Source organism: Bdellovibrio bacteriovorus (assembly GCF_048286975.1).
In the GTDB taxonomy this organism is placed as follows: domain Bacteria; phylum Bdellovibrionota; class Bdellovibrionia; order Bdellovibrionales; family Bdellovibrionaceae; genus Bdellovibrio; species Bdellovibrio bacteriovorus_H.
Genome location: NZ_JBLVRT010000001.1, coordinates 956,893 through 980,720, shown reverse-complemented (window position 1 = coordinate 980,720; position 23,828 = coordinate 956,893). Strand labels below are relative to the sequence as shown.

Genomic DNA, 23,828 nt, shown 5'->3' with positions numbered 1-23,828 from the left:
ACCTCTGGTTTACCTCGGGTTTTTTCCCCTTTTAGTCTCTGAAAAAGCATGCAATAAACCCAGTCCTTATGAACAAGACGTCCGAATTTCTATTAAACGAGTATCAAAGACGACGCTCTTCAGCGCCTCAATTGACCAATGCCCAATTCGCCAAGATTCTGGGTATTCCATCCAGCCGCCTCAGCGACTACATCAATGGCCGCCGGATCATGACCATGTCCGTGGGTAAACAGGTGATCAAAGGCCTGGGTATGGGTGAAAACGACTTCGTTCACTTGAAAAACCTGATCGAATTCGACAAGCGCAAAGTCAAAACTCTGCTGCCGGAAGTACAGCTTAAAGAAGACGAATTCGGCGTCATCTGTGACTGGTACCACTTTGCGATTCTGGCGCTGGTGCCGGTAAAAACATTCCAGCCCAACGCCACCTGGATTGCCGACCGCCTGAACATCCCGGCTGAGGTCGCACAAGCGGCCATCGAGCGCCTGTGCCGCCTGGGTCTTTTGCAGATCGAAGATGGAAAATTCATCGTTACTCACAAACAACTGGAAACCAGCCACAACATCCCGTCTGAATCCCTGCGCCGCTCGCACAAGCAGTCCCTGGTTCAGGTACTGGACAACATGGACCGTGTTCCTTTGGATCTGCGCGATGTGACTTCCATCACATTCCCAATGAACCGTAAAAAAATACCTGAAGCAAAGCGCCTGATCAGAAACTTCCGCCGCAAAATGGCCACCCTGATGACCCAGGGGCCAAAGACGGATGTTTATAATCTGAACGTGCAACTGTTCCCGGTAACGAAGGTGCAAAAATGAGATTCTGCCAGTTTGTCATCATCTCCCTGCTCTCGCTGATCGCGGCCTCTGCTCACGCCAACAACTGGTATGACCGCGGCAACGCCGGCTTTGCCCTGTTCTGCACCGGCAAAGCCCCGATCGTGCTGGATCTTTACGAAGTCACCACGCGCGACCTGGGTGAAGTGAAATTCTCCAAAGCAGTTACTGCTGTGGATAAAGCCGTGGATCTTGCCTCTCGCCTGGAAGTTGTGGACCCAGCCCGCGCCCGCCAGTACAAAGAAAGCGCTCTGGACTTCATGAACTCTGCACAGTTTGTGACTGACCTGGGAATTCGCAAGACTCCGGATCTGGGACTGGTGACAGTGCCGACGGACTGCGCGCTTGAGCAGGTGGTCTTCCAAAGAAATCCTTCCATCCTGAACAAAGCCCGCTATGTGGTTAACTCCAACCTGTGGAATCAGCTGGATGCCGACAACCAGGCGGCATTGATTCTTCATGAGGCTATCTATCGCGAAGTCATCAACAGCACTGCCAATGAACTGTTCTCTGAGCGCGTGCGCATCTTCAACGGTGTTATTCACGCTCAATCCGTGCGCAGCCTTTTGAAGAAAGACTATCTGAAAATGCTGCAGGAACTGCACCTGAGCACTTACGAAGAAAACGGCATCAAGCTTTCCTTGGGCTACACCACTCCGGAAGGTTTCTGGATGGACTCTGAAGTGTTCATGGATAACATGGGCCGCATTCTTTCCGCGTCTCTGGCAGCCAACCAGTACTTCGGTCACGGCGGCATGGAATACGCCTGCATCGGCAGCACAGTGCCCGAACTGGGCCGCGTGACACTTGACGAAGGAAATATCCGCACACTTCGTGTGAACCCTGACTTTGCCCGCGACGGCGCCTGCAATCTGCCAATGCTGATTGTTCCGGACAGCAACGGCTTTGCGATCTTTGGCAAGATGTGGTTCTTTGATCGCGCGAAAAATGTGATTCGTGTGGATGGCACTCTTACCAAGAAAACTCAGCTGACCTACAAAGGAAAAACGTACGAGCTTGTACCGGATCTTTTCAAAACAGACGAGTACAACACCACGTTTATTTTTGACAAAAAAATGAATCTCATTGAGATCGGCTTGGGTGGAACTCCATGCCTGAATGAAACCCAAGACAAGGTTCAGTTTGTACAGAATCTGGCAAGCGGCGAAGGCACCGTGACTATCTCCGCCTCAGGTGAACCACAGCAGATTCCGGCTTGCCACTAGTTCGAGGTGGTCGACAAAAGAAAAAGGCCCGCTCTTTTCAGAGGGGCCTTTTTTGTTTTTAGAAACTCTGATTACTGTTTACCGCAGCCCACTGGCGTATAGCCCTTAAAGACCGCACCCATTTCCTGAGCCTCCATGGCAATAGCCAACAGACCCAGCTTGGCTGTCCAGCCGTACACGTTTTCTTGTGGACAGCCCGGTGTATTGATCGCCAGATCCGACACACACAACCTCTTGTAAACCGCACCCGGACTGTTCAGGCTTTCGGTAGAGCTCTTCTCGGCATGCGTGCGCAGGAACCCTCCGACCAGCTCACAACCCACCATGTAGATCACCGGCTCGGCACTGGCGCCATCGGCTTCCACGATGGAAGGGATGCCTTCCTGAATGATGACTTCTTCAACATCACGGCCGCCTTTGGCCGCTTTCATTTTTTTGCGGGACTTGTAGGACCAGGCTTTCACTTCTTCGCCTGAACCCACGCGAATCACCGCCAAACCATAAGTGCCGGCGTTGTTTTTTACGAATACGAACGGCTCTTGGTTGATGCCGCGTTTTTTATAATCTTCACGCAAGCGGGCCAGCATCTGGTCAACTTTTTCAGCCAAAGCATTGCGGCTGCTTTCATCACCGATATCAAAGTGCTCAAACAGTTCCGTTTCAACTCTTAGCAAAAACGGATCTATCTGGGCCACTTCAGCAAACTCGCTGGCCAGCTGGTTATAGTATTTGAAGTATGTGCTTTTCTTTCTCTGATACCAGCCAAGTTCTCGTGGTGGGTTCATCGGGAACTCGCTCATTGTTGGAGCCCATTCCTCGTAAGCTTCAGAAAAGTCGTTGTTGCTGATAATCAGATCCGGAGTGAAGCTTTTCAAAAGCTCCCCGCCCTTCAACGCAGAATGCACAATCACTTCATTGCCAGCAGAACTGGTCAGATTCAATGGTTCAGGCAATTCGCGGGGAATGGCCACCTTCACCACGCGGCCCGTTGCTTCGATCAGCTTGCGGATGGTGTGAACGTTTTCCCAGTAGAATGCATTGTTGGTATGCTCTTCCGTCACCAGCATGATGTTCTTGATACCAGCGCCGTAATGTTTGGTGATGTACTTGTCCACCAGGGCCGGAGCGGATTCTTTGTCTGTAGGGCAGATATTGTTAAATCCCGCCGGAAAGATATTCGCATCCACGTTGGAAATTTTATATCCAGAATCACGAATGTCGTAACTGGAATAAATCGGATAAGACATGTTTGCAGTTTTGGATGCAAACCAAGCGCAGATCTCGTTCATATTGGCGAGGGTTTGTTTGTGCAGAATCAGTTTCGCCATAGTATCTCCTTAAGGCCAAAGTGACAGAAATTACAGATTAGGGTCTTCCGAGGGAACCACTTTGGGAGGAAGAGGTATAGTGGCTTTCTCTTCATCAGGCAAGAGCGAGTCGGCTTTGACTCGACCGGACCTGCGCAGGCTGTTCAGTCGCTGGGACTCCTCGGTCAGCCCCATGACTTCATCGTTCGTATATACAATATTCTCGGTTTTCTTTCGCACGTCAGCCAGGAAGATGAAGAATTCTGTTTCGTGAGAATTCATTTTTTGCCCTGTTGGCGGCCGGTACAATTCAGCCTGGTCGATCAAACCCAAAAGTTCGGCGCCCAAAGCAGACTGCAGGCGGCGATGCTCTCTCTGGGATTCCACCACAGTGAACAGATCACGGTAAGTTTCCTGCAAGCGGGTTTTTGCGCGCACGGACCAGTTGGTGTCATTCAAACGCACAGCTCTGAACAGGTAAATTTGCACCAGCTTCTGCCCACGAACAAAGGCCGAAAAGTTCTGCACTCCCAGCTGGTTGGTGGAAACCCCGCCCATTTGCACATAAGTTTTTGCCAGCCATTCTTTGGGAAGCTCGGTGCCTTTTTCTGCCTGTACCTTTTCAATTCCGCGCTCTGCCTCATTCAAGTAAGCAGCAGCATCGTCTTCACGATCCTGGCGACCATAGACGATGGCGAGCCGAGCGGGAATTTCTGCCGCTGCAGTTTCAAGCGGCAGATACTGGCCCAGCTTCTTTGCATCCAGCAAAGAAGAAACTGTGCGCAGATCATCGCCCTGTGCCTCATAGGCAAAAGACATTTTATACAAAGCCTGAGCGGCGATCTCGGGCTGATAGTTGCGGGTTTTTACTGCGACATCACGGTAAAGATCCAATGCCTCCTGCCAGCGTTCAAGGCCGGCCAAAGACTGCGCCTCTCCCAAACGGGCGGCCTGCACGAACGTGGACTGCGGGTGCAGACCCTGGAATTCCTTATACAGAATCAAAGACTGTTCAAAGCTTCCCGTATTTAAAACTTTTTCCGCATTTGAAATCTGCGCCATCTCTGTGGCGCGGACCGCTTGAGTTTCATCCGGCTGATTTCTTTGACCCAGCAAGGAACATCCTGAAAGCAGAACCAGCGCGGTGGACAGAATCAGTCTCATGCTTTCTTTTCTCCTTCGACAATCAGGGCGCTGAGTTCTTCAAGTCCTCCCAGATCGGAAATATCCTTCACCAGATCAGGGATACGGAAGACGCGGGCCTGACTCTTCATGCCCGACTCAAACTGCTGATACAATTGATCCCTCTGATTGTAGTAGGACCTCATCTGTGAATACAACTTCACAAGGTCTTCATGGCCTTTTCCAAGGTCCTGAGCCGAACGGAGGTCCAGCCAGTACGGGAAGACGCGGTTTAAAACCACCGTGCCCAGATGATAGCCGCCCTTTTTAATTTCGCGAGAGAAGTATTCTGCCTCTTTCAACTTGGCCTGATCAAAGGCCGTTACCAGACAAAACTGAGTGGTCGGCGCCACCAGCATACGATGCACATCAATGGTGCGAGCCTGAAGCTTCCCCTGCCACTGCTCGATGTTGACGAAGAAGTCGCCCAGCTCGCGGATGAAGTTTGATCCCGTCAAAGACTCCAGAACTTTCAGAACCTGGCGCGTGCCGGTCTGAAGCAAGTGACCAAAGAAACCGCCTTTTTTTCCTTCAGGATCGCGGAACCATTTCGCCACGCCCTCGTTGAAAAGTGCGGAAAGCTTTTGTGGGGCATTGAGGAAATCAATCGCATGTTTCGTCGGCGGCGTATCCAGTACGATCAGGTCAAACTGGCCGGATTCATAGCAGGAATACAGCTTTTCCAAAGCGGTGAATTCCTGTGAACCACTTAAGTTCGTGGAAAGCTGCTTGTACAAACTGTTGTTGAAAATCTTTTGGGCTGACTCTGTCTTCTTCGCGGCGCGAGCGACAAAGTCATCAAAGGTTTTTTTATGATCAATCACCGAGGCATACAGCTCGCCTTTGAAATTCTGTCCCGGAACTTTGGTGATGTCTTTGGTGCCTTCAATGCCCAGGGTCTGCGCCAGGCGTTTCGCCGGGTCGATGGTCAGCACCAGAACACGCTTGCCTTCTTGGGCGGCAAGCACGGCCAAGGAAGCCGCAATCGTGGTTTTTCCCACGCCACCACTTCCGACACAGACTAATACTTTGGTGTCTTTAAACAGGCTCACTTCAACACCTCCGCAGCTTTTTCCACCAGAGCCCAGGCGCTGGATTCAAAGTACAACGGCACACGGGTGACTTCAGGGCTTAAACCCTGAGCTTGCGCCCACATCTGATTCTGGCGGCGAATGTGACCGTCCAGATACTCGGCAAACTTGGAAAGATCGGAATTTTCAGACTGCACTTGCTGCAAGGTCTGTTCAGACACCGGGGCCTCGATCATTTTGTTCATGATCAGCTCCGCCGTGACACCAAATTCGTTTTTCAACCGAGCAAGCAGTTCAGAAGCTTCTTTCAGCGGAAGTTCTTCCGGCAAAGTGACCACGTGGTATTTGCAGATTTCAGGATTGCGAATATGCGCATCGATGCTGCGACTTTGCTCACCCATCGGGCCAAACTGCACGGCCTCGGCCATGCCTTTTGGAGCTTCAAGCAATGCTATGAAGTGACCCGTGGCGAATGCATCCACCACAATACAATCAAACGGCAGCGCAGGGCCGTGTTTGCGGGGGCCACTGGTGACTTTTCCCAGGATCGCCAGTTCCGGCAAAGCGGGGGCCACGTTGATAAAGGCCTTCATCACCGCATTCTCAAAAAAGAGCTTCGCCAGGCTTTCCACCTTGATGAAATGGCGGGCGTATTCCTGCAAACAGGCTTCGCCGGTCCACAAGGCTAAGGAAAGATTGGGCCTGATTGTAACTGGCTGAAATCCAACTTGAGGTAAATTAAAGAAATCCTTAAAGAAACTCTGATCTCCAAGCTCAACCAAAAGGGTCTTTTTACCCTCTTGGCTCTTTTTAAGCGCCAGGGCCGCGGCTAAAACCGACTTCCCCACGCCCCCTTTTCCGGTCACAAAGTGAATCTCTTGCTTCATAGGTTCTAAGAGTGTCGCTGACCTCTGATTTATAGGCATTACGCATAGCATTACAGTTGCCTAAAGTCGGCCCGTCTTTTAGTATCCACCAGTTTATAACGCGTTGGCGTAATCTAGGAGAAATAGACATGAAATCGAATGTAGAAAAGGTCTCTAACCTTTCCAGAAAATTGAACATCGAAGTTCCTGCAGCGGCTGTTCAAACAGCTTTCCAAAAAATCTTCAATGGCATCCAAAAAGAAGTGACCATCAAAGGCTTCCGCAAAGGGAAAGCTCCTTTGGCGACTGTAAAAAGCCTTTACGGCGACCGTGTAAAGCAAGACGTGGTTCAGGATCTGATCCAGAAGCACTACGCTGAAGCGCTGAACGAGCACAAGCTTGAGCCGATCAGCTACCCTGAATTCGAATTCGCAGATCCAACAGAGAACAAAGACTTCTCTTTCTCCGCAGCATTCGATGTTCGTCCAGAGATCACTTTGAAAAAATACGAAGGCCTGGAAGTTGAAAAAGAAAAAGCTGAATTCGATGCAAAGAAAATCGATCAGGTTCTTGAAAACATCCGCGCTTCCCGTGCAACTTTCGAAGTTGTTGCTGAAGACCGCGCTGTAAAAATGGGCGATATCGCTGTTATCAACTTTGAAGGTTTCATGGGCGGCGCGCCTCTTGAAAACGGTTCCGGCACAGATCACCACCTTGAACTGGGCGCGAAACAATTCATCGAAGGTTTCGAAGACGGCATCGTAGGAATGAAAAAAGGCGAGACCAAAACTCTTTCCTTGAAATTCCCGGATCCATACCACTCTGCAGAGCTTGCTGGTAAACCAGTAGAGTTCAAAGTGACTCTGAACCAGATCAAAGCAAAAGTTTTGCCTGAACTGACTAACGAATTCCTGGCAACTCTGGGTGGCCCTTCTGATCTAGAGACTTTGAAAAAGTCCATCCAGGAAGACCTTGAACAAACTGAAACCAAACGTATCGAAGACGCTTTCAAAAACCGTCTTTTGAAAACTTTGGTTAAAGAAAACCCGGTTGAAGTTCCTCCATCTTTGATGAAAGAACAAAAAGCGTCTTTGGTTGAAGACTTCAAAAAACGCATGTCTGAACAAGGCATGGGTCCAGATGACTTCGCTTCTTACGTTGAAAAATGGGATGGCGACTTCGAAAAGACAGCTGCTGAAATGATTCAGTCTTCTTTCCTGGTTGATGCTATTGCCAAGAAACATGATCTATTCTGCAAAAAAGAAGACCTGGATGCTAAATTTGCTGAGTACGCTCAACAAACTGGTATCGAAGAATCCCGTATCAAGGAATTCTACGGTCGTCCAGAGCAGGCTTCCCGCCTGACTTACATGCTGACTGAAGAGAAAGTGATCGCTTTCCTGAACAAGTCCGTGAAAGTGAAAGAAGTTCCAGCTGGTTCTTTGAAAGAAGAAAACCACTAGTCTTCTGAATTTCCATTCTGAAGTTTTAAACTTCCAAAGCCCGTCAGGCTGATTCTTGACGGGCTTTTTTTATTCCCGAACCGGCAAATACTTTAGTCCAGCCCGGCTTTGTCCGATGAATCAGGAAGTATGCACGTACTGGCAGCTGGCTGTATCATTCTGGGACTGCTTTTCAGTTCCTCTGTTTTTGCAACTTCGACGACATCACAAATCGACGAAGCCAAATCCCTTGCGGGGACAGATCCTCGCAAAGCCCTGCATTTGCTTTCTCAAATTCAGGAATCAACTCCTGATAAAGACCTTTTGAAGTGCGAGATTCTGGTCGACAACGATGACCCGAAAGAAGCGCTGAAAGTAACCTCCCCTTATCTTGGGAATCCAACCATTCCACCCGCAGTGTTGATGAACATTGAGCTTTGTCACTTCTCGGCGCTGGAGGCTTCGGGGCAGGCATCCAAAGCAATGGAGGGCCTGATGTACCTTCTGGAGAAAAGCCAGAAGCTGAATCTGCCCTCGCAGCAGGCCAAGGCTCATTTGAATATTGGTCAGCTGTTGTCTTATCAGAATCAGTTTTCAGAAAGCCTGAAGCACCTTCTGCAAGCGAAAGAGCTGTTTAAAAACATTAACGACAGCAACGAAGAGCGTATCACCCTGAACTCGATCGCCGTGCTTTACGGGCGCATGGGGGAACACGAGCGCGCTCTGGAATACTTTGCCGAAGTTCTGCAAAAAAACCGCGACCTGAAGAAAACCCGCAACGTCGCCGTGGTTCTTTACAACATGGGTCGCCGCTATGAAGACCTGAACCAGTTTGAAAAATCACGCGAGCATTTCGCAGAATCCCTGAAGATTCATCGCGAACTTGGCAACACCAAGTCCATCGCCGTTGTCGAACGCGCTCTGGGGGGCCTTTACAACAGCATGAACCAGCCGCTGAAGGCGCTGGAGCATCTGAAGACTGCCGTGACCACTTTGGAAGGCATGAACCTGCCTAAATCTCTGGGGCAGTTGTATTTTGAGCTGGGTCGAACCTACGCTAAGCTGGGCGACAACAAGCAGGCTTTGTTGAATCTAAAAAAAGCCCATGGCCTGAACAGCAATCCAAACTCAGTGCAGTTGGCGGCGGATATTTTCTCGGAAGAAAGCCGCATCTATCAAGGCTCGGGTCAGTGGAAGCAGGCCTATACGGCCTTAGAAGGTTTTAAGAAGTATTCAGACCAGATGCACCTGATTCGCGCCGATGAACAATTGCGCCAGTTGAATTTCAAGTTTGATCTGAGCAAAAAAGAAGAGGCCAACAGGATTTTGAAGGCCCAAAACCAGTCCCAGGAAAGACAGCTGAAGGATGCTCATCGCATTCAACGTCTGCAACTGATGTCTCTTAGTCTGGTAGTACTGCTGCTCAGTGTGACGGCGATCTTCACGATCCGTCAGGTGCGCACCGCCCGTCGCATGCGCGAACTGGCGATGACGGACGAGCTGACCCGCATCCCGAATCGTCGTCATGTGCTGGAATACGCCCAGCAAAGCATTAGCACCTGCCAGCGTCAGGGCAAGTCGATGTCCGTGGTTATCTTTGATATTGATCACTTTAAACGCATCAACGACACCTTTGGACATGCTGTGGGTGATGAGGTGATCAAACGTGTTGCGGAGATTGGCAAAATGGCCTTGCGCAAAGGCGATATGATTGGTCGAATTGGCGGAGAAGAATTCCTGCTGATCCTGCCCTTCACTGAACCACTGCCAGCAAAGGAAGTGGCTGAACGCCTCCGCCGTGAGATCTCGCTTTATGACTTCACCGATTTAACTCCGAACTTAACTGTGACCGTCAGTGCGGGCGTATCCTGCTACACCGCCACCGACAAACAAGGCCACATCGACAGCCTGATTCAGCAGGCCGATGAAGCCCTGTATTCCGTCAAGCAGAACGGCCGCAATGGCGTAAGCTTGCGGTTGGTGTCTTAGTACTTTTTCTGTCTACCTGTGAAATCGACAAAGCCCAATCGACTTAGCATCGCGACACCCGCTGGAGTGCAGTTTTGGCCAAAAGTACAATGCTCGCCACCTCGATCATTCGTCCCATCAAAGAAGAAATAGTCCGGCACTTCGGGATGGTCACCAGGCACAAAGTAGCCCCATGAAACAGACATATTGTGATTCGTTTCTGCGATACCGCATTGAGAACTTGCCTGACGGCACTTCTCCAGAGCCTTGCCAAGTGCTTGCTCCTTGGTAGAAGCACCACACGAGGCTCCATGAACTCTATTGTGAGTATGATTAACCGTCGCCACCCAGCCTTCGCTACATTCAATAACTTCCTTCACGTACCTTCTGATTGCCGCGCCGTGCTCGAACTGCTTAACTACCGATTCACGATTGGGTCCATAACCCATCTGAAGAACTGGATAGCCCCTGTCCGTAACTGCCGACAACACATAAAGTTTTCTTCTGGTGTCTTGAAGATAAGGAGCCAAGAATCCCTTGTTGAAATCAATACGTGCGACCCCAATGGCGGTCTGGCACTGATCGGCACCTTCACCGCTAAAGTTACTTCGATTCACGCCCACGAGCTCAATACCGGCAGTTGTATTCAGGAATACGGGTCCTCCAGCGTCACCAACGCACACACGAGAATACTTGGTTGGAGCAATCTCAAACTCAGAAATCCCTACTTTTTGGACCGACATCAAAGCGGATCTCATGACACTGGAATAACGGAATGGTTCTAGGCTATCGACCCCGAAGCCCGCAAAAAGAAGGGTAGATCCCACTCTGATTTTACTAAGATCAGTCAGAATCTTAACCGGCTGATAAAGTTTATTTACTGGCTTGGCAAGTTCAACAACAGCCAGATCTCTGTACTGCATAGCTGGATTAGCTGGATTGTAGTTCGGATGAACGACCACCTTACCCGCCCACTCCGTTACAGTGGAAGGATCATTTACAATAGTTCCATAGAAGACAAAAGCCTTAAAAGAAGTGGTCACTACGCCTTGTTTGAAGAAACAACTCGCAGCAGTTAGCACTGCCTTGGAAGAAATCAACACACCCGAGCACTGTGTGCGCGCGACGACTTGGTCTTTGTTGTAAAAAACCACGCCAACACCAACGGTACCGGAGGCAATCGGACTCGTTTTAACAACTGGGGATCCGCCGATGATGGCGGACTGCTCTTCAACACTGAATTGATAATTGTTGGATGAATTACTACAAGAAATTGCGAACAGAGAAAGAATTAGGATCGATAGGTTCCGCATACTGGTCCTCAAATTTTTTGGGGAACCTTATCAGACTTCCTGTTTCTATATCATTACAAACATACCTGCGTTTACTATTTTCAAAGATACGAGATGCCAACCAGTCAATTCAGAAACGGCTGTAGAAAAGGCATCAACCTTTCAATTCTTGTCAACTCAGTAAGCTGCCCACACTGAACACCAAGGCCACCCACGACTGTTCCAATTAGCTGCAAGCGTCCATCAATATCAGCGAAGACCGGTCCTCCAGAATCTCCTTGGCAGGTGCCATTATCTACCTCAGCACCAATAACCATCATATCTTTACGGATCTCTAGAATCTTTGAAGCTGTAGATTTTAAATTAGCGGACGGAACTTTAGGAAACAGAGATACAAGGCCATACCCAGCAACCGTTACAGATAGACTCTCTGACAGTTTTGAGAAATCCTGAAGAATCTTAGCCGGGGCAAAAGGCATCGGCGCGGACTTCGGCAACACCACCACTGCCAGATCGACACTATTGCTACCTTTTTGCAGGTACTTATACTCAGGATGCATGAATGCATCCTGAGCAAACCAGACCACCAAATCGGAGCTCTGCTTCAGATCGCTTCCAAAAGCCACATAAACTTTCTTACTATCGAACTCGATATCGTTGTTAAAGAAGCAATGAGCAGCAGTAAGAACAACTTTTGAACTTACCAATACTCCAGTACAGTTATTTTCGGCAACCGACTTACCATTCTTAAAGAAAGCGACTCCTATATAAACAGCCATACGAGCGATTTGGGAGTCTTTCGAAACTATTGAGCCTCCAATTATTCCATTTTCTACAATTGGGCGCATATCTATCTCGTTAGGTTCTGCACACCCTAACATCAAACCCACTACAAATAATTGGATAATCATTTTACTCAGTCTCATAGCGAAGCATACTAATACAAACATCAGAAAGCTTAAATATCCGTCGCTTCCGCTTTAATTTTAATGAATTCTTTACACCCTCGTCTCGGTTCGAGCCTCTTTTATTACAAAATAGTATTGTGTTTATGAGTTTACCAATGCCTCCCGATAAATTGTGGGTGAAATATCTTCTACTCATCCTTTCATTGCAAACATTCAATCCTTCGGCCAAGGCCTCTGATGGCGATTGCTCCCATGCCTGCGAATACTGCCTCTTTGGAACAAACGGCCCAACTCGGGAAGCACACATGAACCAGTGTATGAAGGAGTGCCAGGCCTCGCAAAGTATCGATGACTTCTTCTATGATCCCAAAAGCAACTCTATCCAAGGCGGCAGTTCGGCTATGTCACTACTTGGACAGGCAGAAGAGGTAGGAAAAAGTGGCGCAGAATCCAGCAACAAAGATAAGGGCATAAATCAAACCACAAATAGCGATCAGCAACCGTCGATCGAACAACCGTGCCGTGAAAATTACGACGCCGAAGTGGGCGCTTGCGAACAAGCCACTCTCAAGGCGGCCAGCTCCTGCGATGAGAATGGCTCCGGTCTCAGCGCCGCGATGAATGCGATCACCGAGGTCAGCGTGATTGCCGGTCAGAAGTCGGCTGCGGGCATTCAGGAAAGCTGCTCTAAAATGGGCCGTGTTGCCCAAGCCGCCAATGTGGCGGTGATGGGGTATCGCCAGCTTTGTGGCACCTCCGTCAACAGTTGCGTGTCGGCCTGCTCCGCTCCGCTTATCCCGAAATGCAGTGGCAGTCAGTCCTCTGTATCAACCACCGCCAGCGCTCGCACGGCCATGGCGGGAAATCTTTCCTCGTGCCAGGGCTTTTCAACCAAGATGACCCAAGCCGCAGCCGCGGCCCAGAACTTTGCAACTCTTAAAGCTAATTCTGATGCCTGCGCTATGCTGTCAAACGGGACCGGCGGTCCCGATGTCTGCGCGACGGATCCGACAGCGGCCGGGTGCGCCCAGCAAGCCAAGATGGATTGCAGTCATCCGGACATGGCCTCGAACCGGGTCTGCATTTGTTCAAAAACCCCGACGGCTCCGGAGTGTATGAATCAAAAAGCCTCTGAAGAGACAATAGCTCCGTACATGACCAGCGAAGGCCGCAAGATCGGCAAACCAAGTAGCACCGCAGCCATCCGCGACCAAGTAGGCTTTGCTGGGCTTCAAGGTCATGCCCAGCGCCCGGCATCTGGCCCGGACTACAGTGTCGACGGCCGCCAAGGCTCAGGAGCAAGCTTAGGCTCCCCGAATCTTCAGGGTGGCCTCCAAAAGCGTCTTAAAGGCGCAAAGCCGGGCCCTAACACCAACATCCTGGCAGGCACTCAATCTGCCTCTGGCACCAAGGGTGAACCTGAAAAGACATACGAAAAAGTAGATCTGGAAGATCAAGGTGGAGAGAAAACTTATAAAGCGCTTTCCGGCTATCAAATGGGATCAAATCCAGATCTAGAAAGATTCCTGCCCAAATCTGGTGCACCCGGCACCTATCGCGGCCTTGCTGGAAACGGAGTTCCCAGTGGTGTGGACGGAATAACGGGTCCCCATTCAAATATCTGGCTTAAAGTAAAAAATCGATATGAGGCTGTGAAGCACAGCCTGCTTCCGTAATGAAAGGATCCGCAACAATGACGGTCATTATCAAGACGATCTGTTGGGTTCTACTATTTGCAACCTGCACCTCCTTTGCAGACGATAAGCCAGCTCCAAGAAAATCAGAACCTATCGCGGAAAAGAAGAAACACGATCTGAAGGAGCGCGAGCTTGAAGACAAGATCAAGCACCGCGCCGAACAAGCCGCCGCAGCGAAAGCCGATAAAGAGGCGCAAGCTTGCCAGAAGGCGGTCGAAAAGATTGATGAATCCAATCGCAAGATCGCCGAAGCCTGCCGCAAGGGCGGTCTTTCCGGCAGCTCTGATTGCGTCACCAAAGCCAAACAATGCGCCGAACAGGCAGGAACGTCGTCCTATGATGCTCTGTCATCGTTTGCTGTGATGATGGGTGTTCCTGCCACGGCCCTAGCGGGCAAAGAAGGACCATGCCCACAGATGAATGGTCGTGATTACTTTAGCGAGAAAGACAAGATCACGGAAGAGATCAAAGACCTTCAGGAGGAACTGAACGAGCTGAACAAAGAACGCATCGCCGACCAGGATGAATTCAGCCAGATGATGACTGACACTGAAAAAGAGCTTTCCGAAGCCCGCGAGACACTGAATGAAAACAAACTGCAGCTGGAGCGCGACAGCCGCGAACAACTGGTCAGTTTTCAGAATGAACAGAACCAAGTAAAAGAAATCATCCGCCGCAAGGGAGATGAGGTATTGGAGCTGCAAGGGCAACTAACCCAGTCCCACCGTGACCGCGCCCGCACGCTGATCATGCTGTCCGAGTCTGCGGCGAAAAGAAAGTGCATTGCCGAACTGGCCAAGTTGCAACAAGAGTTTGTTCAGCTTTACCCTGGCGCCAACACGACGCCTGCCACTTACATCGGCAAAGCCAAAGAAAAGCGTCAGCAGCTGGTGGCTTTCTATCACTCTTGCATGAGCGACTTTGACCAGCAGAGAATCGCGGTGAACGAAGCCGCCCGTCAGCGTCAGGATGTTCTTGAAAAGAAGATTCAGAATCTGCGTGTCGTCATTGACGAGGCAGAAAACACGCTGAATCTTTCCGGCACGCACATGCAAGAAATCGAAAAAGCCTCCAGCGAGCGTAAAAACAATGCCCAACAGAAAGTCGTCGATCAGACGACACAGGCACAAAAGAAGCTACAGCTGGCGTACTCAAAGCTGCAGGAAACCCTGAAGGGCCATGCCACCAAGGCCGCAAGCCTCAATGCCTCACTGAATCGCGCCAACCAGGCACTGTTAAGCTTGGGGCCTGCACCAAAATCCAAAAGCAGCGAATACACACCCTCGGAAGCCGCTGGGGATATCGAAGCAGAGCTTAATTCCATTTATCGCATCAAAAGAAGTGTCGTTGGCAGCTGCGCCAAACAGGTGCGCCTCATCGCCGATGAGGCCCTGGAATCATTGGAAGGATCGCAGTAGCAGCTACTTAGCGCCTTCGGCGGCCCCGGCCCCGGCCGCGGGCGTCGCCGTCGGGGACGGTGTCGCTGTTGACACCGACGTGGGATTTAGGATGGGTTCAACATAGCCAATCCGGCAGAATGGAATAGCTCTTGTTGTCCGTAACAGAGCGGCTTTGTTGGCTTTGGTTTCCTCCCGATGGTATCTCACGTTTTCGCAGAATGGCTGCCAGTTTCCACACAGACCACTGTTACCCCCAGTACCAATTTGTCCGGTTTCAGAAACTAAGGTCTTCATCAATTCCACACCACACGAGAGATTCTTCTTCGGATCAAAGGTATCCGCTTCCTTTTTTAGATAAGAGCATTGATGCACGCTCATTTGCAGCAAGCCATTACTAGTTGTGCCCGCTGACCGACCTTTGGTTTCCTTATAAGAACGCGTAGGCTGGAAGGAGCTCTCAATTTCCGCCAGCTTCGCCACCAGAACCAACCAGAAATGCCGCCTTTGCACCAGAGTCAATTTATCCCAATTGGGACAATAGTTCTTTGCATCCTTGGGTTGTAAATTTGCCAAGCCTTCTTTATCGATTGCATCCAGCGTGTACTGTGTCCAGACCCCACCTTGTGGGTGCAGAGACCATTTCGGAAGTCCCTCTGAATCCGGCGGCTTGGGCCCATCATAACCAGACTCGCAGTTCGTGCAACTGCTGAAGGCCCCTTTGGCTTTTCCGAACAAATCTGCGATCTTGCTTCCCGCGGCTGACAGGAAGTTGATGGTCTTTGCCATACCATAAGAAGTGTCAGGAGTTGCAAACGCCAGCACACACACAACAAGAACAACAAAAGCAGACTGACGTTTCATTACTGCTTACCATCCTCAACAGGCGCGGCCTTGTCGATAAATTCGTAGTCGCTATCTTTCGGAGTTGTGTCCGCAGAGCTGGACGGAAGTGGTATGAACTTTTTCTTTTCAGGACAGTACACACACTTTTCTTTGGGACTGTCCGTGAAACATTCGCCGGCTTTTTTGTAACTGTCTATATTAGGATCAGAGGCATAAGCACAGAAGCTAAATACAAACGTCACCACTGCAATCAATTTTGCAAACATGATCACCTACCTACTTCAACGAGGTTACATTCACACCTCAGTCCAAGTCGAAACTTTTTCTTTTTACAGGACCAAAAAAATAAATAGATAATAGTTTTGCATCAGGGAGTGTTCATGAAGAAGGTCGCTGTATTCATTCTGGCTTTGTCAGTATTATCTCAAGCCCACGCATTGGTTGATACCTCCACCGGTTCATTCATGCATTCCTGGATTGATTTCGACGGAAAAGGTTTGGATCTGCGCGTGAAGCTGGAGCGCACATATAACAGTCGCTCCACTTTCAAAGGATGGTTTGGCTACGGCTGGTGCACAGACCTGGAGACAGTTCTGATCAATCACGAAGACGCAATCACCATCCGCCACTGCGGCGACGGGCAGGAGCATGAATACAAAAAAATGGGCTCAGACTATCGCTCCACCACCGGGGGCCCCGGCACTATCCGCAAAGCCGGCGACGTCTTCCAGCGTGTTTTCACCGACGGCACGATTGAAACATTTAACAGTCACGGAAAACTGCAGGAAGTGAAAAAGAACGGCGACTTTGTCGCTCTTAAGTACAATGAACGCGGCCCGCCTAAAGAGCTTGTCGACAGTTCCGGACGTGTGGTGACGATTGAAGCAACGCCGACAGGCTTTGTCCAAACTATCACCTTCAAGAACAAAGGTGCAAAAGCCCCGACCCAGGTGGTTGGAAAGTATGAGTATCAAGGTGAAAATCTGGTCAGCGCCACCAACTTCTGGGGCAACACCTATAAGTACTCTTACGAAAAGAACAACAACATGAAAAAGGCCATCTGGCCTAACGGAAAAGAAATTCTTCTTTCATACAACTCCAACGACTGGGTGCTGGCGTTGAAAGGCACCGACATCTGTGCGGAAGATTATTCCTATAAAGTTGACCAGTCCAAAAAGCCTCCCCGCTATGCCGTCAAAGTTACGAAGAAATGTGACAATGATGTGATCGTTGAAAAAGCCTATTCCTACACCTATTCGATGGACAATCGCAGAATTCTTGCGGCAGAGCTTGACGAAGATGCCGTTCGCAGAGAATTCAAATATGACGAGCACGGCAATGTGATTGAGGTCAAAGAACGCAGGCTGAATGGCGATGTGCTGACTAAGATTGTGCGCAACGACCGCGGACTGGTGGTGAAGATCTCCAATGTCCTGGAAAATTACTTCTACAAATACCGTGTCGGCGCAGGTCGTTCTCTGGTAGCGGAAGCCATCCACGAAAACGTCGCGGCCGGTGTTGTCGTGGATCGCTACAAGTTTTCCATGACCTACAACGATGATGATCGCATGATCTCTGTTATCAAACCCAATGGATCCAAACTTGAATTCGAGTACGACTATATGTCTCGTGTTAGCAAAATCAGCACCAAAGACATCGCCATTGAGGTGGTCTACAACGACACGGACAGTACGCCCAAACATCTGAAGCTGGGGGACAAGTATCTGCCGCTCTCCATCTACGATATCCGCGCAACCCCCAAAGAGATCGCCGCGGTTGATTTGTACTTTGACTACCTGCGGGCCCATAGCCTGACTATCCCCGCTTATTAAAAGACTGACAATCGCCCTAACACCCCTGAAATAAGTACAGGCCCACCACCCCCGAGCTGCAAACCAGCCCCAGCAGGGGTGGCCCGGGAATTGATAATGCACTCTTGGATAGCTACAGGAGTGCCTATGGGTTTTAACCTCGATAATGACAAGTCAAAAGATCAGCTGAGTCTGTTCGACTACAAGCTGCCTAATGCTGACTTTGCCCCAGCAAAGAAATCCAATGCCGATAACACGGCCATTGATTTTGATGCTTTCCTGATGGCCCACCGGGAGCCGGAACAAAGCAAAACCTCCCGCTTCCTGACGATCTCTGCCACCGTCCACGCAGCCGCACTTCTGCTGGCAATGATGGTCACGGTGCCTTTGGTTGAGCAGGTCAAAACTGAAACCATCACGATAGAAATCGAAGACGTGCCTCAGCGCCTGATCACTCCGCGTGGAGCAAAAGTGCCACCAACTCAAGGCGGGACACCGGTCGCAGCAGATACTCCCGTAGTAGAAAAACTGGAAGATGCCGGCAGTCCGGGTGATGTGGTAGTTGCGAAACCTAAAGCTGAAGCCAAAGCCAAGAATACAGCAAAAGCTCCGAAAGCTGTTCCTGTAAAGGCCACCAAATCCGCCGCGAAAGCATCCGTGGCAGCAGCCAAGGGCGGTCGCAGTGTGGCTCCGAAAACGGCGTTCAAAGCCGTACCTATGACGATTGATGATATTGAAGCTCCGGAACTGGATGAAGGCCAACTGGCTAAACACGCCGTCGCCTCCAGCATGAATGAAGACTTCAACGAGGACTTCGATAACATGGATCGCGCTCAAGGTGCCGCGATTGAAAATGAAAAGAAGTCGATGGATGCACTGGCGGCAGCCCTTGCTTCCGAACAGGATGAATCCCTGGCAGCTTTGGATGAAAGCAACAAGGCTGAAGCCGACCAACTGGCAGCTCAACAAGCAGAGCTTCGCCAAAGGAACTCCAAGGCGATTGCTTCAGCTTTAGCAAACGAACGTGCTGCTGCGATGGCAGCGGCCGCTCGTGAAGCAGCAGAACGTGAAGCCCGCAGTAAAAAAGCCGGCCTTGGCGGCGAAGGCAATGGCCGAGGCATGGGTAAAGGTGCTGGCGCCGGGAATGCAGGTTCTCCGGGGCAGGGCACGCAACTGGCGGGAACTCCGACGGGTGTTCGCAGTCTGGATCAGCTTCGTCAAATGCCAGGCAATCCACGCCCGCAGTATTCACGCGAAGAACGCCGTCGTGGCGATCAGGGCGCCGTCGCGTTTTATGCTTACATCACGAAAGAGGGGTATCCCCAGCAGTTTAAAATGATGAAGTCGACAGGCTTCCGCAATCTGGACTCCAAAACCCTGGCGGCGCTGAAAAAATGGCGCTTCTATCCAGGTCAGGAAGGCTGGGTGGAACTGCCATTCCGCTGGGACCTTAAAGGCGGTGCCGTGGAAGATGGCGGCTTGCTGCGACGCAGTGTTGGTCAGAGATAAGAACAGACCAAAAGCAAAAGGGCTCCAAACGGAGCCCTTTTTTCGTTTCAGTCCTTTGAAGGGCCATTTCAGCATAAAAAAAAGCCCTTGGACGTCTCCAGGGGCTTTGATCTAAGTGCTTTAAATCAGAAGACAATTAGTCTTTGAAAAGAGTCTTTGCAGATTTAGTAGTGCCCTTAGTGCGAGCTGCAGCTTTACGCTTTTTGCCGCTAGTCGCCTTTTTTCTTTCGCGAATATATTCAGTCTTTTTTGTTTTTGAAGCCATTTTATCCCCTAGGTTTTTAACGGAATGAGTTAGTTATCAAAACGGAATCCCCAAGTCAACTGAATGCCTGTAATCCCCAGACTCCTTGGGATTTCCTTCATAGGCATAGTTCAAAGCGAATCTAGGGCCATTAAAGCCCAATCCGGCCGTCAAAAGCTCCCTATTGTCGTTGGTGTCGTTATAGTACCCCAGACGGCTGACCAAAAAATTGTTCACATAAGTTTCAAGGCCCCCCATGACCTCAGATTCCGTGGTGGCATCCAGGCGGAGTCGGATCATGCGGTTATGGATATAGTTGAATCCCGCCCCGGCCGAGGTTTTACGGCGAAGCTCTTCCGGCGCATCCTTGTCTTCACCGAACAGGTTGTAACCCACCAAGGCCACGCCGATGTTTGCCCGAGGTGTATAGATAAAGCCGATATCCGCATTGGTCTGACGATAAGAAGTATTCGGAAGCTTTTGTTCACGATAGTGACCGGTGACGCCCATCGCCCACTTTTCCGTCGCAAATTCTGCCAGAGTCAAAGTCAGATCACTTTCTTCAAGCTGACCCAGCGACACGTCCGACTTTTTTTTCACGAAGGCCAACGCCGCCGGCATCGCACTGTCTTTTGTGTTATCGCTCAAACTGACGGCGAACTGATTTTCTGCGAATGAAGAAAAGAAGTGACGGCCTTTTAAGTGCACCATAGTACCCGGATTCATGAATGACACATCACCAGGCTCCACCGTCGCACGTCCAGTTCCGCCCGTCGCTGCGGATGTCGAGGAATTATAAACTTGGGCGTGGGCCACGTTCACGATAAGATAAAAGCAGAAAAAAACAGGAAGTTTTTTTAACAAGCTCAAAGGATGGGGCATCATGAATCTTCACCTCGTAACACTAGTGAGTGCATTTCTTTTGGCATTCACATCCTATCAATCGGCCCAGGCCGGAGCCAGCACATTTACCGCAAAACCTGTTCGTCTTGGCGACAATCTGATTTCAATTCTGCGCCAGCATGGCTTTTCTCAGAGTGAACGTGAAACAGTTGTAGGCTCAAACAGCAAGCTTCGCAACCTCTTCCTCACTCTCGACACACGCTATCTGGTTCGTCAGGTGAAGGGCGAAACCGAGCTGCGCATGTTTGATTCACAAACTTCAGACGCTTTCCGCATCGTCAAAAAATCCGGCAGGGTTCAGGCCTTTGCTTACGATCCTCAGTACAAAATCAGCCACACCCGCGTGGAAGGCAAAGTGTACGGATCCCTGCTGGGAAGCATCCTTTCCAAAATCAACAGCAACTGGGTGGCCACCCGTTTTATGGACGCCTATGCCTTTGATATCGCCCCTCGCGCGGTCGGCCGTGGCGCTGATTTTTGGCTGGTGGTTGAAAAGCAGTTCGAGCAGGGTCAGTTCGTAAAATACGGAGAGGTTCTGCAGACTTCACTGGATATCAACGGCAGACCAGTTCAGAAGAAGTTCGTCCGTAACAACAAAGGCGGAGGCGTATTTTTTGCCGCTGGTGACCTGCTTGAAAACAAGCCGTTCTATGCGCCGGTGGATTATCTGAAAATCGCCAGCCGCTTTAAACCCAACCGCGTTCATCCGATCACCAAACGCCTGCAACCGCATCTTGGAATCGACTTTGAGCTTCCAGTGGGCGAGCCGGTATATGCTCCCCGCAAGGGCACGGTGGTCCGTTACGGGCGCAATCACGCCGCCGGCAACTATATCATCCTGCTGCACTCCAACGGCATGGAAACCGCCTATAATCACCTTCATCGTATTGACAGAAGAATCCGCCAGGGCTTGAGAGTTTCCGCGGGGGAAAGAATTGGCGAAGTGGGTTGCACCGGTTACTGCACCCGACCGCATTTGCATTTCGCGGTAAAGAAAAAGGGCCGAATGGTCGACCCTATCAAGTACATCAAATCTTATCCATCGCACATGGAAGCGATGTTGGAAGCGCGCGTAGCCGCAAACTAGTCACGCGTGCACACGGTCACCCAGTGCATGCAACGGCTGTTGGGCACCGTGGTTGAATAGCTTCCGTTTTCGCGGAAGCATTCTTTCTTCAGGTCATATTCCGTGACTGGCGCACCGTTGATGGATTCTTCCTTGTAACAGGAAACTCCGCCCTTCGGAACCACACACTTCAAAGCCACATTCACATCCCACTGATCCGAACGCAGATGACGACGCATCACCGCCAATTCAGAGCGGTAAGTCGCATTTCCGGAGATGTCACTGTAGGACTGCGCCGGGCAAAGAGAAGACGCGTCCTGAGTTCTGATCACCGCATAACGACGACTGCAGTTCCAGTTCTTGGTCACTGTCGTCGGATTCTGCAGATCATATTCAGTAATGCTTGAAAGAATATTATTCGGGTTGTTCACCGCCGCACCACTTACCGGCGCAGGCGTAAACACCATGGAGTAACCCTTGCCGTACGCTGTTTTCACCGGCGCTGTTGCCGCTGGCGCACGAACTTCATAAAGCTCGCCATTGTTGGGCATAAAGGTCAAACTCAAGATAGCCGCCGTCATGAAAGTACTGCGGTATTCGTTCGCCAGTGATTCACTGGAGTTGAAACTCATCTGTGCTTCCATCACACGCGACTCAGGCGAAAACGGGAAATAGTTCGCCGTCGTGTTTTTCTGCGCGAAAGAATCCATCACCAGGGAATCTGTCAATGGCGCCACCAGTGGGATCACGTCCGTCCACAAAGTCAGTTTGTTCGTGGCTGTGTAAACATCCGTCAGGCTGTTTTTCACACGAATGGCCATCGTCGCCACGGCACCGTTGTTGGCCGGAGAGTCAGCAAGATATTCCTTGTACTGATTTTCGGTCAGCTCGGTGGCTGGATATACAGGATTAAAGTTCGTGTCCGCGTAATCAAAGAATTCATTCGTCAGCTTGATACCACCCGTGCTGTAAGCACCGGCTTTAATGGAAAAGAAAGCGGGATTGTTGCGCAAATGGGTGTCCGCACAGGAGTTGTACGTGATCGTGTCAAACCCTGCATCGAAAGCAAATGGAATAGCGGATACTTTGGCTCCGGTTGTGGAACCGTATTTCGCGGAAAGTTCAGCATCTGTCAGGCCGGCTTCCACCTCACTGCCCAGGTCGGAATCAAATCCGGCCTTTCCGCAGTTCTGGAACGACACGATCAGCACGAAGGAGGCAAAGATGCCGCCCGCTGCACGCCAGGTCGCCTTTTTAAAACGCACTTTCATGGAATACTCCCCTGTACCTAGACTATCATATCTCTTTTCGGCATATTGGCGAAAAACAGCAGTCTTTTTCATATTGAGACAGGCCTCGTTAAGGCTTGTCTTAGAATGAAACGTTTGAGATTTTATAGGCTATGCCAAGAGTTAAAAAAGCCATTATTCCCGCTGCCGGCCTCGGAACCCGTTTCCTGCCTGCCACCAAGACTGTCCCGAAAGAAATGCTGACCATCGTGGACGCTCCGATCATTCTGTATGTGGTGGAAGAAGCCGTGAAAGCCGGGATCGAAGATATCATCCTGATCGCCGGTCGTGGCAAACACGCCATCGAGGATTTCTTTGATACCTCCTACGAGCTTGAAGACAAGCTGGCTAAAGACGGCAAAGAAAAACTGCTTGAGCGTGTGACCCGCATCCGCGATTCCGCCAACATCATCAGCATCCGCCAGAAACAAGCCATGGGCCTGGGGCACGCGGTGCTTTGCGGTCTTCCGATTGTGGGTAAAGAGCCGTTTGCAGTTTTGCTGGGGGATGAAATCACGATGGGCTTCCACGGCGAACCGAATGTAACTTCCCAACTTGTCAGCTCTTTTGAAGAAACCGGCACTTCCACTATTTCGGTGATGAAGGTCGAAGACAAAGACGTTTCCAAGTACGGCATTGCCGAAATCGAGGAAAAATCCACGGGCTTCTTCAAAGTGACTTCTTTGGTGGAAAAACCCAAAGCCAGCGAAACCAACAGCCGCTGGGCTCTTCCGGGTCGTTATGTTTTTGACAATGCGATCATGGATATTCTGCAAAATGCAAAACCAACCCTGAATGGTGAAATCCAACTGACCGACAGCATGAAGGTGCTTTGTGCCCAGCATGGCCTGAACGCCATGACATTCACCGCTCAACGTTTTGATGCCGGCGACAAGCTGGGTTACCTGCAGGCCAATATCGAACTGGCCCTGCAAAGTCCGGAGCTGAATCAGGAATTGAAGTCCTACATTCTCAGCCTGGCCGAAAAACTGAAGTAAGGAGTCCCCG

At 50.4% G+C, this 23,828-nt stretch carries 21 protein-coding genes; 10 read left to right on the top strand and 11 right to left on the bottom strand.

Annotation, left to right across the window (positions count from 1 at the left end):
- Window positions 1–68 precede the first annotated feature (68 nt).
- Entirely contained in the window at window positions 69–818 is a 750-nt protein-coding gene (locus ACNQKP_RS04830) for a TIGR02147 family protein (RefSeq protein ID WP_417863186.1), read from the top strand.
- On the top strand, window positions 815–2,062 hold the full coding sequence (locus ACNQKP_RS04825; protein WP_417863185.1) for a hypothetical protein: 1,248 nt from the start codon (window positions 815–817) through the stop codon (window positions 2,060–2,062). The genes ACNQKP_RS04830 and ACNQKP_RS04825 overlap by 4 nt, the downstream gene beginning before the upstream one ends.
- 71 nt (window positions 2,063–2,133) lie before the next feature.
- On the opposite strand, the gene gshA is transcribed toward ACNQKP_RS04825, so the two are convergent.
- Genes gshA through ACNQKP_RS04805 form a run of 4 tightly spaced genes read right to left on the bottom strand, consistent with a single transcriptional unit; the run spans window position 2,134 to window position 6,469 of the window.
- Entirely contained in the window at window positions 2,134–3,390 is a 1,257-nt protein-coding gene (gshA, locus tag ACNQKP_RS04820; RefSeq protein ID WP_417863183.1) for a glutamate--cysteine ligase, read from the bottom strand.
- A gap of 30 nt (window positions 3,391–3,420) precedes the next feature.
- Window positions 3,421–4,533: a tetratricopeptide repeat protein gene (locus ACNQKP_RS04815; RefSeq protein WP_417863182.1), complete on the bottom strand. Its 1,113-nt coding sequence runs from the start codon at window positions 4,531–4,533 to the stop codon at window positions 3,421–3,423.
- Entirely contained in the window at window positions 4,530–5,603 is a 1,074-nt protein-coding gene (locus tag ACNQKP_RS04810) for an ArsA family ATPase (protein ID WP_417863181.1), read from the bottom strand. Before ACNQKP_RS04810 ends, ACNQKP_RS04815 begins: the two co-directional genes overlap by 4 nt.
- Entirely contained in the window at window positions 5,600–6,469 is an 870-nt protein-coding gene (locus ACNQKP_RS04805) for an ArsA family ATPase (protein WP_417863179.1), read from the bottom strand. The genes ACNQKP_RS04810 and ACNQKP_RS04805 overlap by 4 nt, the downstream gene beginning before the upstream one ends.
- A 128-nt stretch (window positions 6,470–6,597) precedes the next feature.
- On the opposite strand from ACNQKP_RS04805, the gene tig reads away from it, so the two are divergent.
- Window positions 6,598–7,911 carry a trigger factor gene (gene tig / locus ACNQKP_RS04800; protein ID WP_417863177.1) on the top strand — a complete coding sequence of 438 codons (1,314 nt, stop codon included), beginning with the start codon at window positions 6,598–6,600 and terminating at the stop codon, window positions 7,909–7,911.
- Between the two features lie 129 nt (window positions 7,912–8,040).
- Entirely contained in the window at window positions 8,041–9,879 is a 1,839-nt protein-coding gene (locus ACNQKP_RS04795) for a diguanylate cyclase (protein ID WP_417863175.1), read from the top strand.
- Here ACNQKP_RS04795 and ACNQKP_RS04790 read toward each other — a convergent pair.
- Together ACNQKP_RS04790 and ACNQKP_RS04785 are read right to left on the bottom strand one after the other, a co-directional pair.
- Window positions 9,876–11,171, bottom strand: coding sequence for a S1 family peptidase (locus ACNQKP_RS04790; protein WP_417863173.1), 1,296 nt, complete (start codon window positions 11,169–11,171; stop codon window positions 9,876–9,878). The two genes, ACNQKP_RS04795 and ACNQKP_RS04790, sit on opposite strands and share 4 nt — an antisense overlap.
- A gap of 104 nt (window positions 11,172–11,275) precedes the next feature.
- Window positions 11,276–12,061 carry a S1 family peptidase gene (locus ACNQKP_RS04785; RefSeq protein ID WP_417863171.1) on the bottom strand — a complete coding sequence of 262 codons (786 nt, stop codon included), beginning with the start codon at window positions 12,059–12,061 and terminating at the stop codon, window positions 11,276–11,278.
- Between the two features lie 314 nt (window positions 12,062–12,375).
- On the opposite strand from ACNQKP_RS04785, the gene ACNQKP_RS04780 reads away from it, so the two are divergent.
- Window positions 12,376–13,734: a hypothetical protein gene (locus ACNQKP_RS04780; protein WP_417863169.1), complete on the top strand. Its 1,359-nt coding sequence runs from the start codon at window positions 12,376–12,378 to the stop codon at window positions 13,732–13,734.
- Window positions 13,735–13,751: 17 nt separating this feature from the next.
- The gene (locus tag ACNQKP_RS04775; protein WP_417863167.1) at window positions 13,752–15,173 is read left to right on the top strand and encodes a hypothetical protein; all 1,422 of its coding nucleotides are present in this window, start codon (window positions 13,752–13,754) and stop codon (window positions 15,171–15,173) included.
- Between the two features lie 3 nt (window positions 15,174–15,176).
- On the opposite strand, the gene ACNQKP_RS04770 is transcribed toward ACNQKP_RS04775, so the two are convergent.
- Window positions 15,177–16,016, bottom strand: a complete 840-nt coding sequence (locus tag ACNQKP_RS04770) for a transglycosylase SLT domain-containing protein (protein ID WP_417863166.1) — start codon at window positions 16,014–16,016, stop codon at window positions 15,177–15,179.
- Complete coding sequence (locus ACNQKP_RS04765; protein ID WP_157678690.1) at window positions 16,016–16,264, bottom strand: hypothetical protein; 249 nt, start codon at window positions 16,262–16,264, stop codon at window positions 16,016–16,018. The genes ACNQKP_RS04770 and ACNQKP_RS04765 overlap by 1 nt, the downstream gene beginning before the upstream one ends.
- 114 nt (window positions 16,265–16,378) lie before the next feature.
- Here ACNQKP_RS04765 and ACNQKP_RS04760 point away from each other — a divergent pair, with 114 nt between their 5' ends.
- Together ACNQKP_RS04760 and ACNQKP_RS04755 are read left to right on the top strand one after the other, a co-directional pair.
- A complete protein-coding gene (locus tag ACNQKP_RS04760) occupies window positions 16,379–17,830 on the top strand; it encodes a DUF6531 domain-containing protein (RefSeq protein WP_417863164.1) in 1,452 nt (483 codons plus the stop codon).
- Window positions 17,831–17,956: 126 nt separating this feature from the next.
- Complete coding sequence (locus ACNQKP_RS04755) at window positions 17,957–19,318, top strand: energy transducer TonB (protein ID WP_417863162.1); 1,362 nt, start codon at window positions 17,957–17,959, stop codon at window positions 19,316–19,318.
- A gap of 136 nt (window positions 19,319–19,454) precedes the next feature.
- Here ACNQKP_RS04755 and ACNQKP_RS04750 read toward each other — a convergent pair whose 3' ends face one another.
- Together ACNQKP_RS04750 and ACNQKP_RS04745 are read right to left on the bottom strand one after the other, a co-directional pair.
- Window positions 19,455–19,583, bottom strand: coding sequence for a hypothetical protein (locus tag ACNQKP_RS04750; protein WP_269768125.1), 129 nt, complete (start codon window positions 19,581–19,583; stop codon window positions 19,455–19,457).
- A gap of 36 nt (window positions 19,584–19,619) precedes the next feature.
- Window positions 19,620–20,384 (bottom strand): hypothetical protein, encoded by a 765-nt coding sequence (locus ACNQKP_RS04745; RefSeq protein ID WP_417863160.1) that lies wholly within the window; start codon window positions 20,382–20,384, stop codon window positions 19,620–19,622.
- A 61-nt stretch (window positions 20,385–20,445) separates the two neighbouring features.
- Between ACNQKP_RS04745 and ACNQKP_RS04740 the strand changes: the two genes are divergently transcribed.
- Window positions 20,446–21,552: a M23 family metallopeptidase gene (locus ACNQKP_RS04740; RefSeq protein ID WP_417863159.1), complete on the top strand. Its 1,107-nt coding sequence runs from the start codon at window positions 20,446–20,448 to the stop codon at window positions 21,550–21,552.
- On the opposite strand, the gene ACNQKP_RS04735 is transcribed toward ACNQKP_RS04740, so the two are convergent.
- Window positions 21,549–22,802: a hypothetical protein gene (locus tag ACNQKP_RS04735; RefSeq protein WP_417863157.1), complete on the bottom strand. Its 1,254-nt coding sequence runs from the start codon at window positions 22,800–22,802 to the stop codon at window positions 21,549–21,551. The two genes, ACNQKP_RS04740 and ACNQKP_RS04735, sit on opposite strands and share 4 nt — an antisense overlap.
- Before the next feature lie 131 nt (window positions 22,803–22,933).
- Between ACNQKP_RS04735 and galU the strand changes: the two genes are divergently transcribed.
- Window positions 22,934–23,818, top strand: a complete 885-nt coding sequence (gene galU / locus ACNQKP_RS04730) for a UTP--glucose-1-phosphate uridylyltransferase GalU (RefSeq protein WP_011166078.1) — start codon at window positions 22,934–22,936, stop codon at window positions 23,816–23,818.
- Window positions 23,819–23,828: the final 10 nt, after the last annotated feature.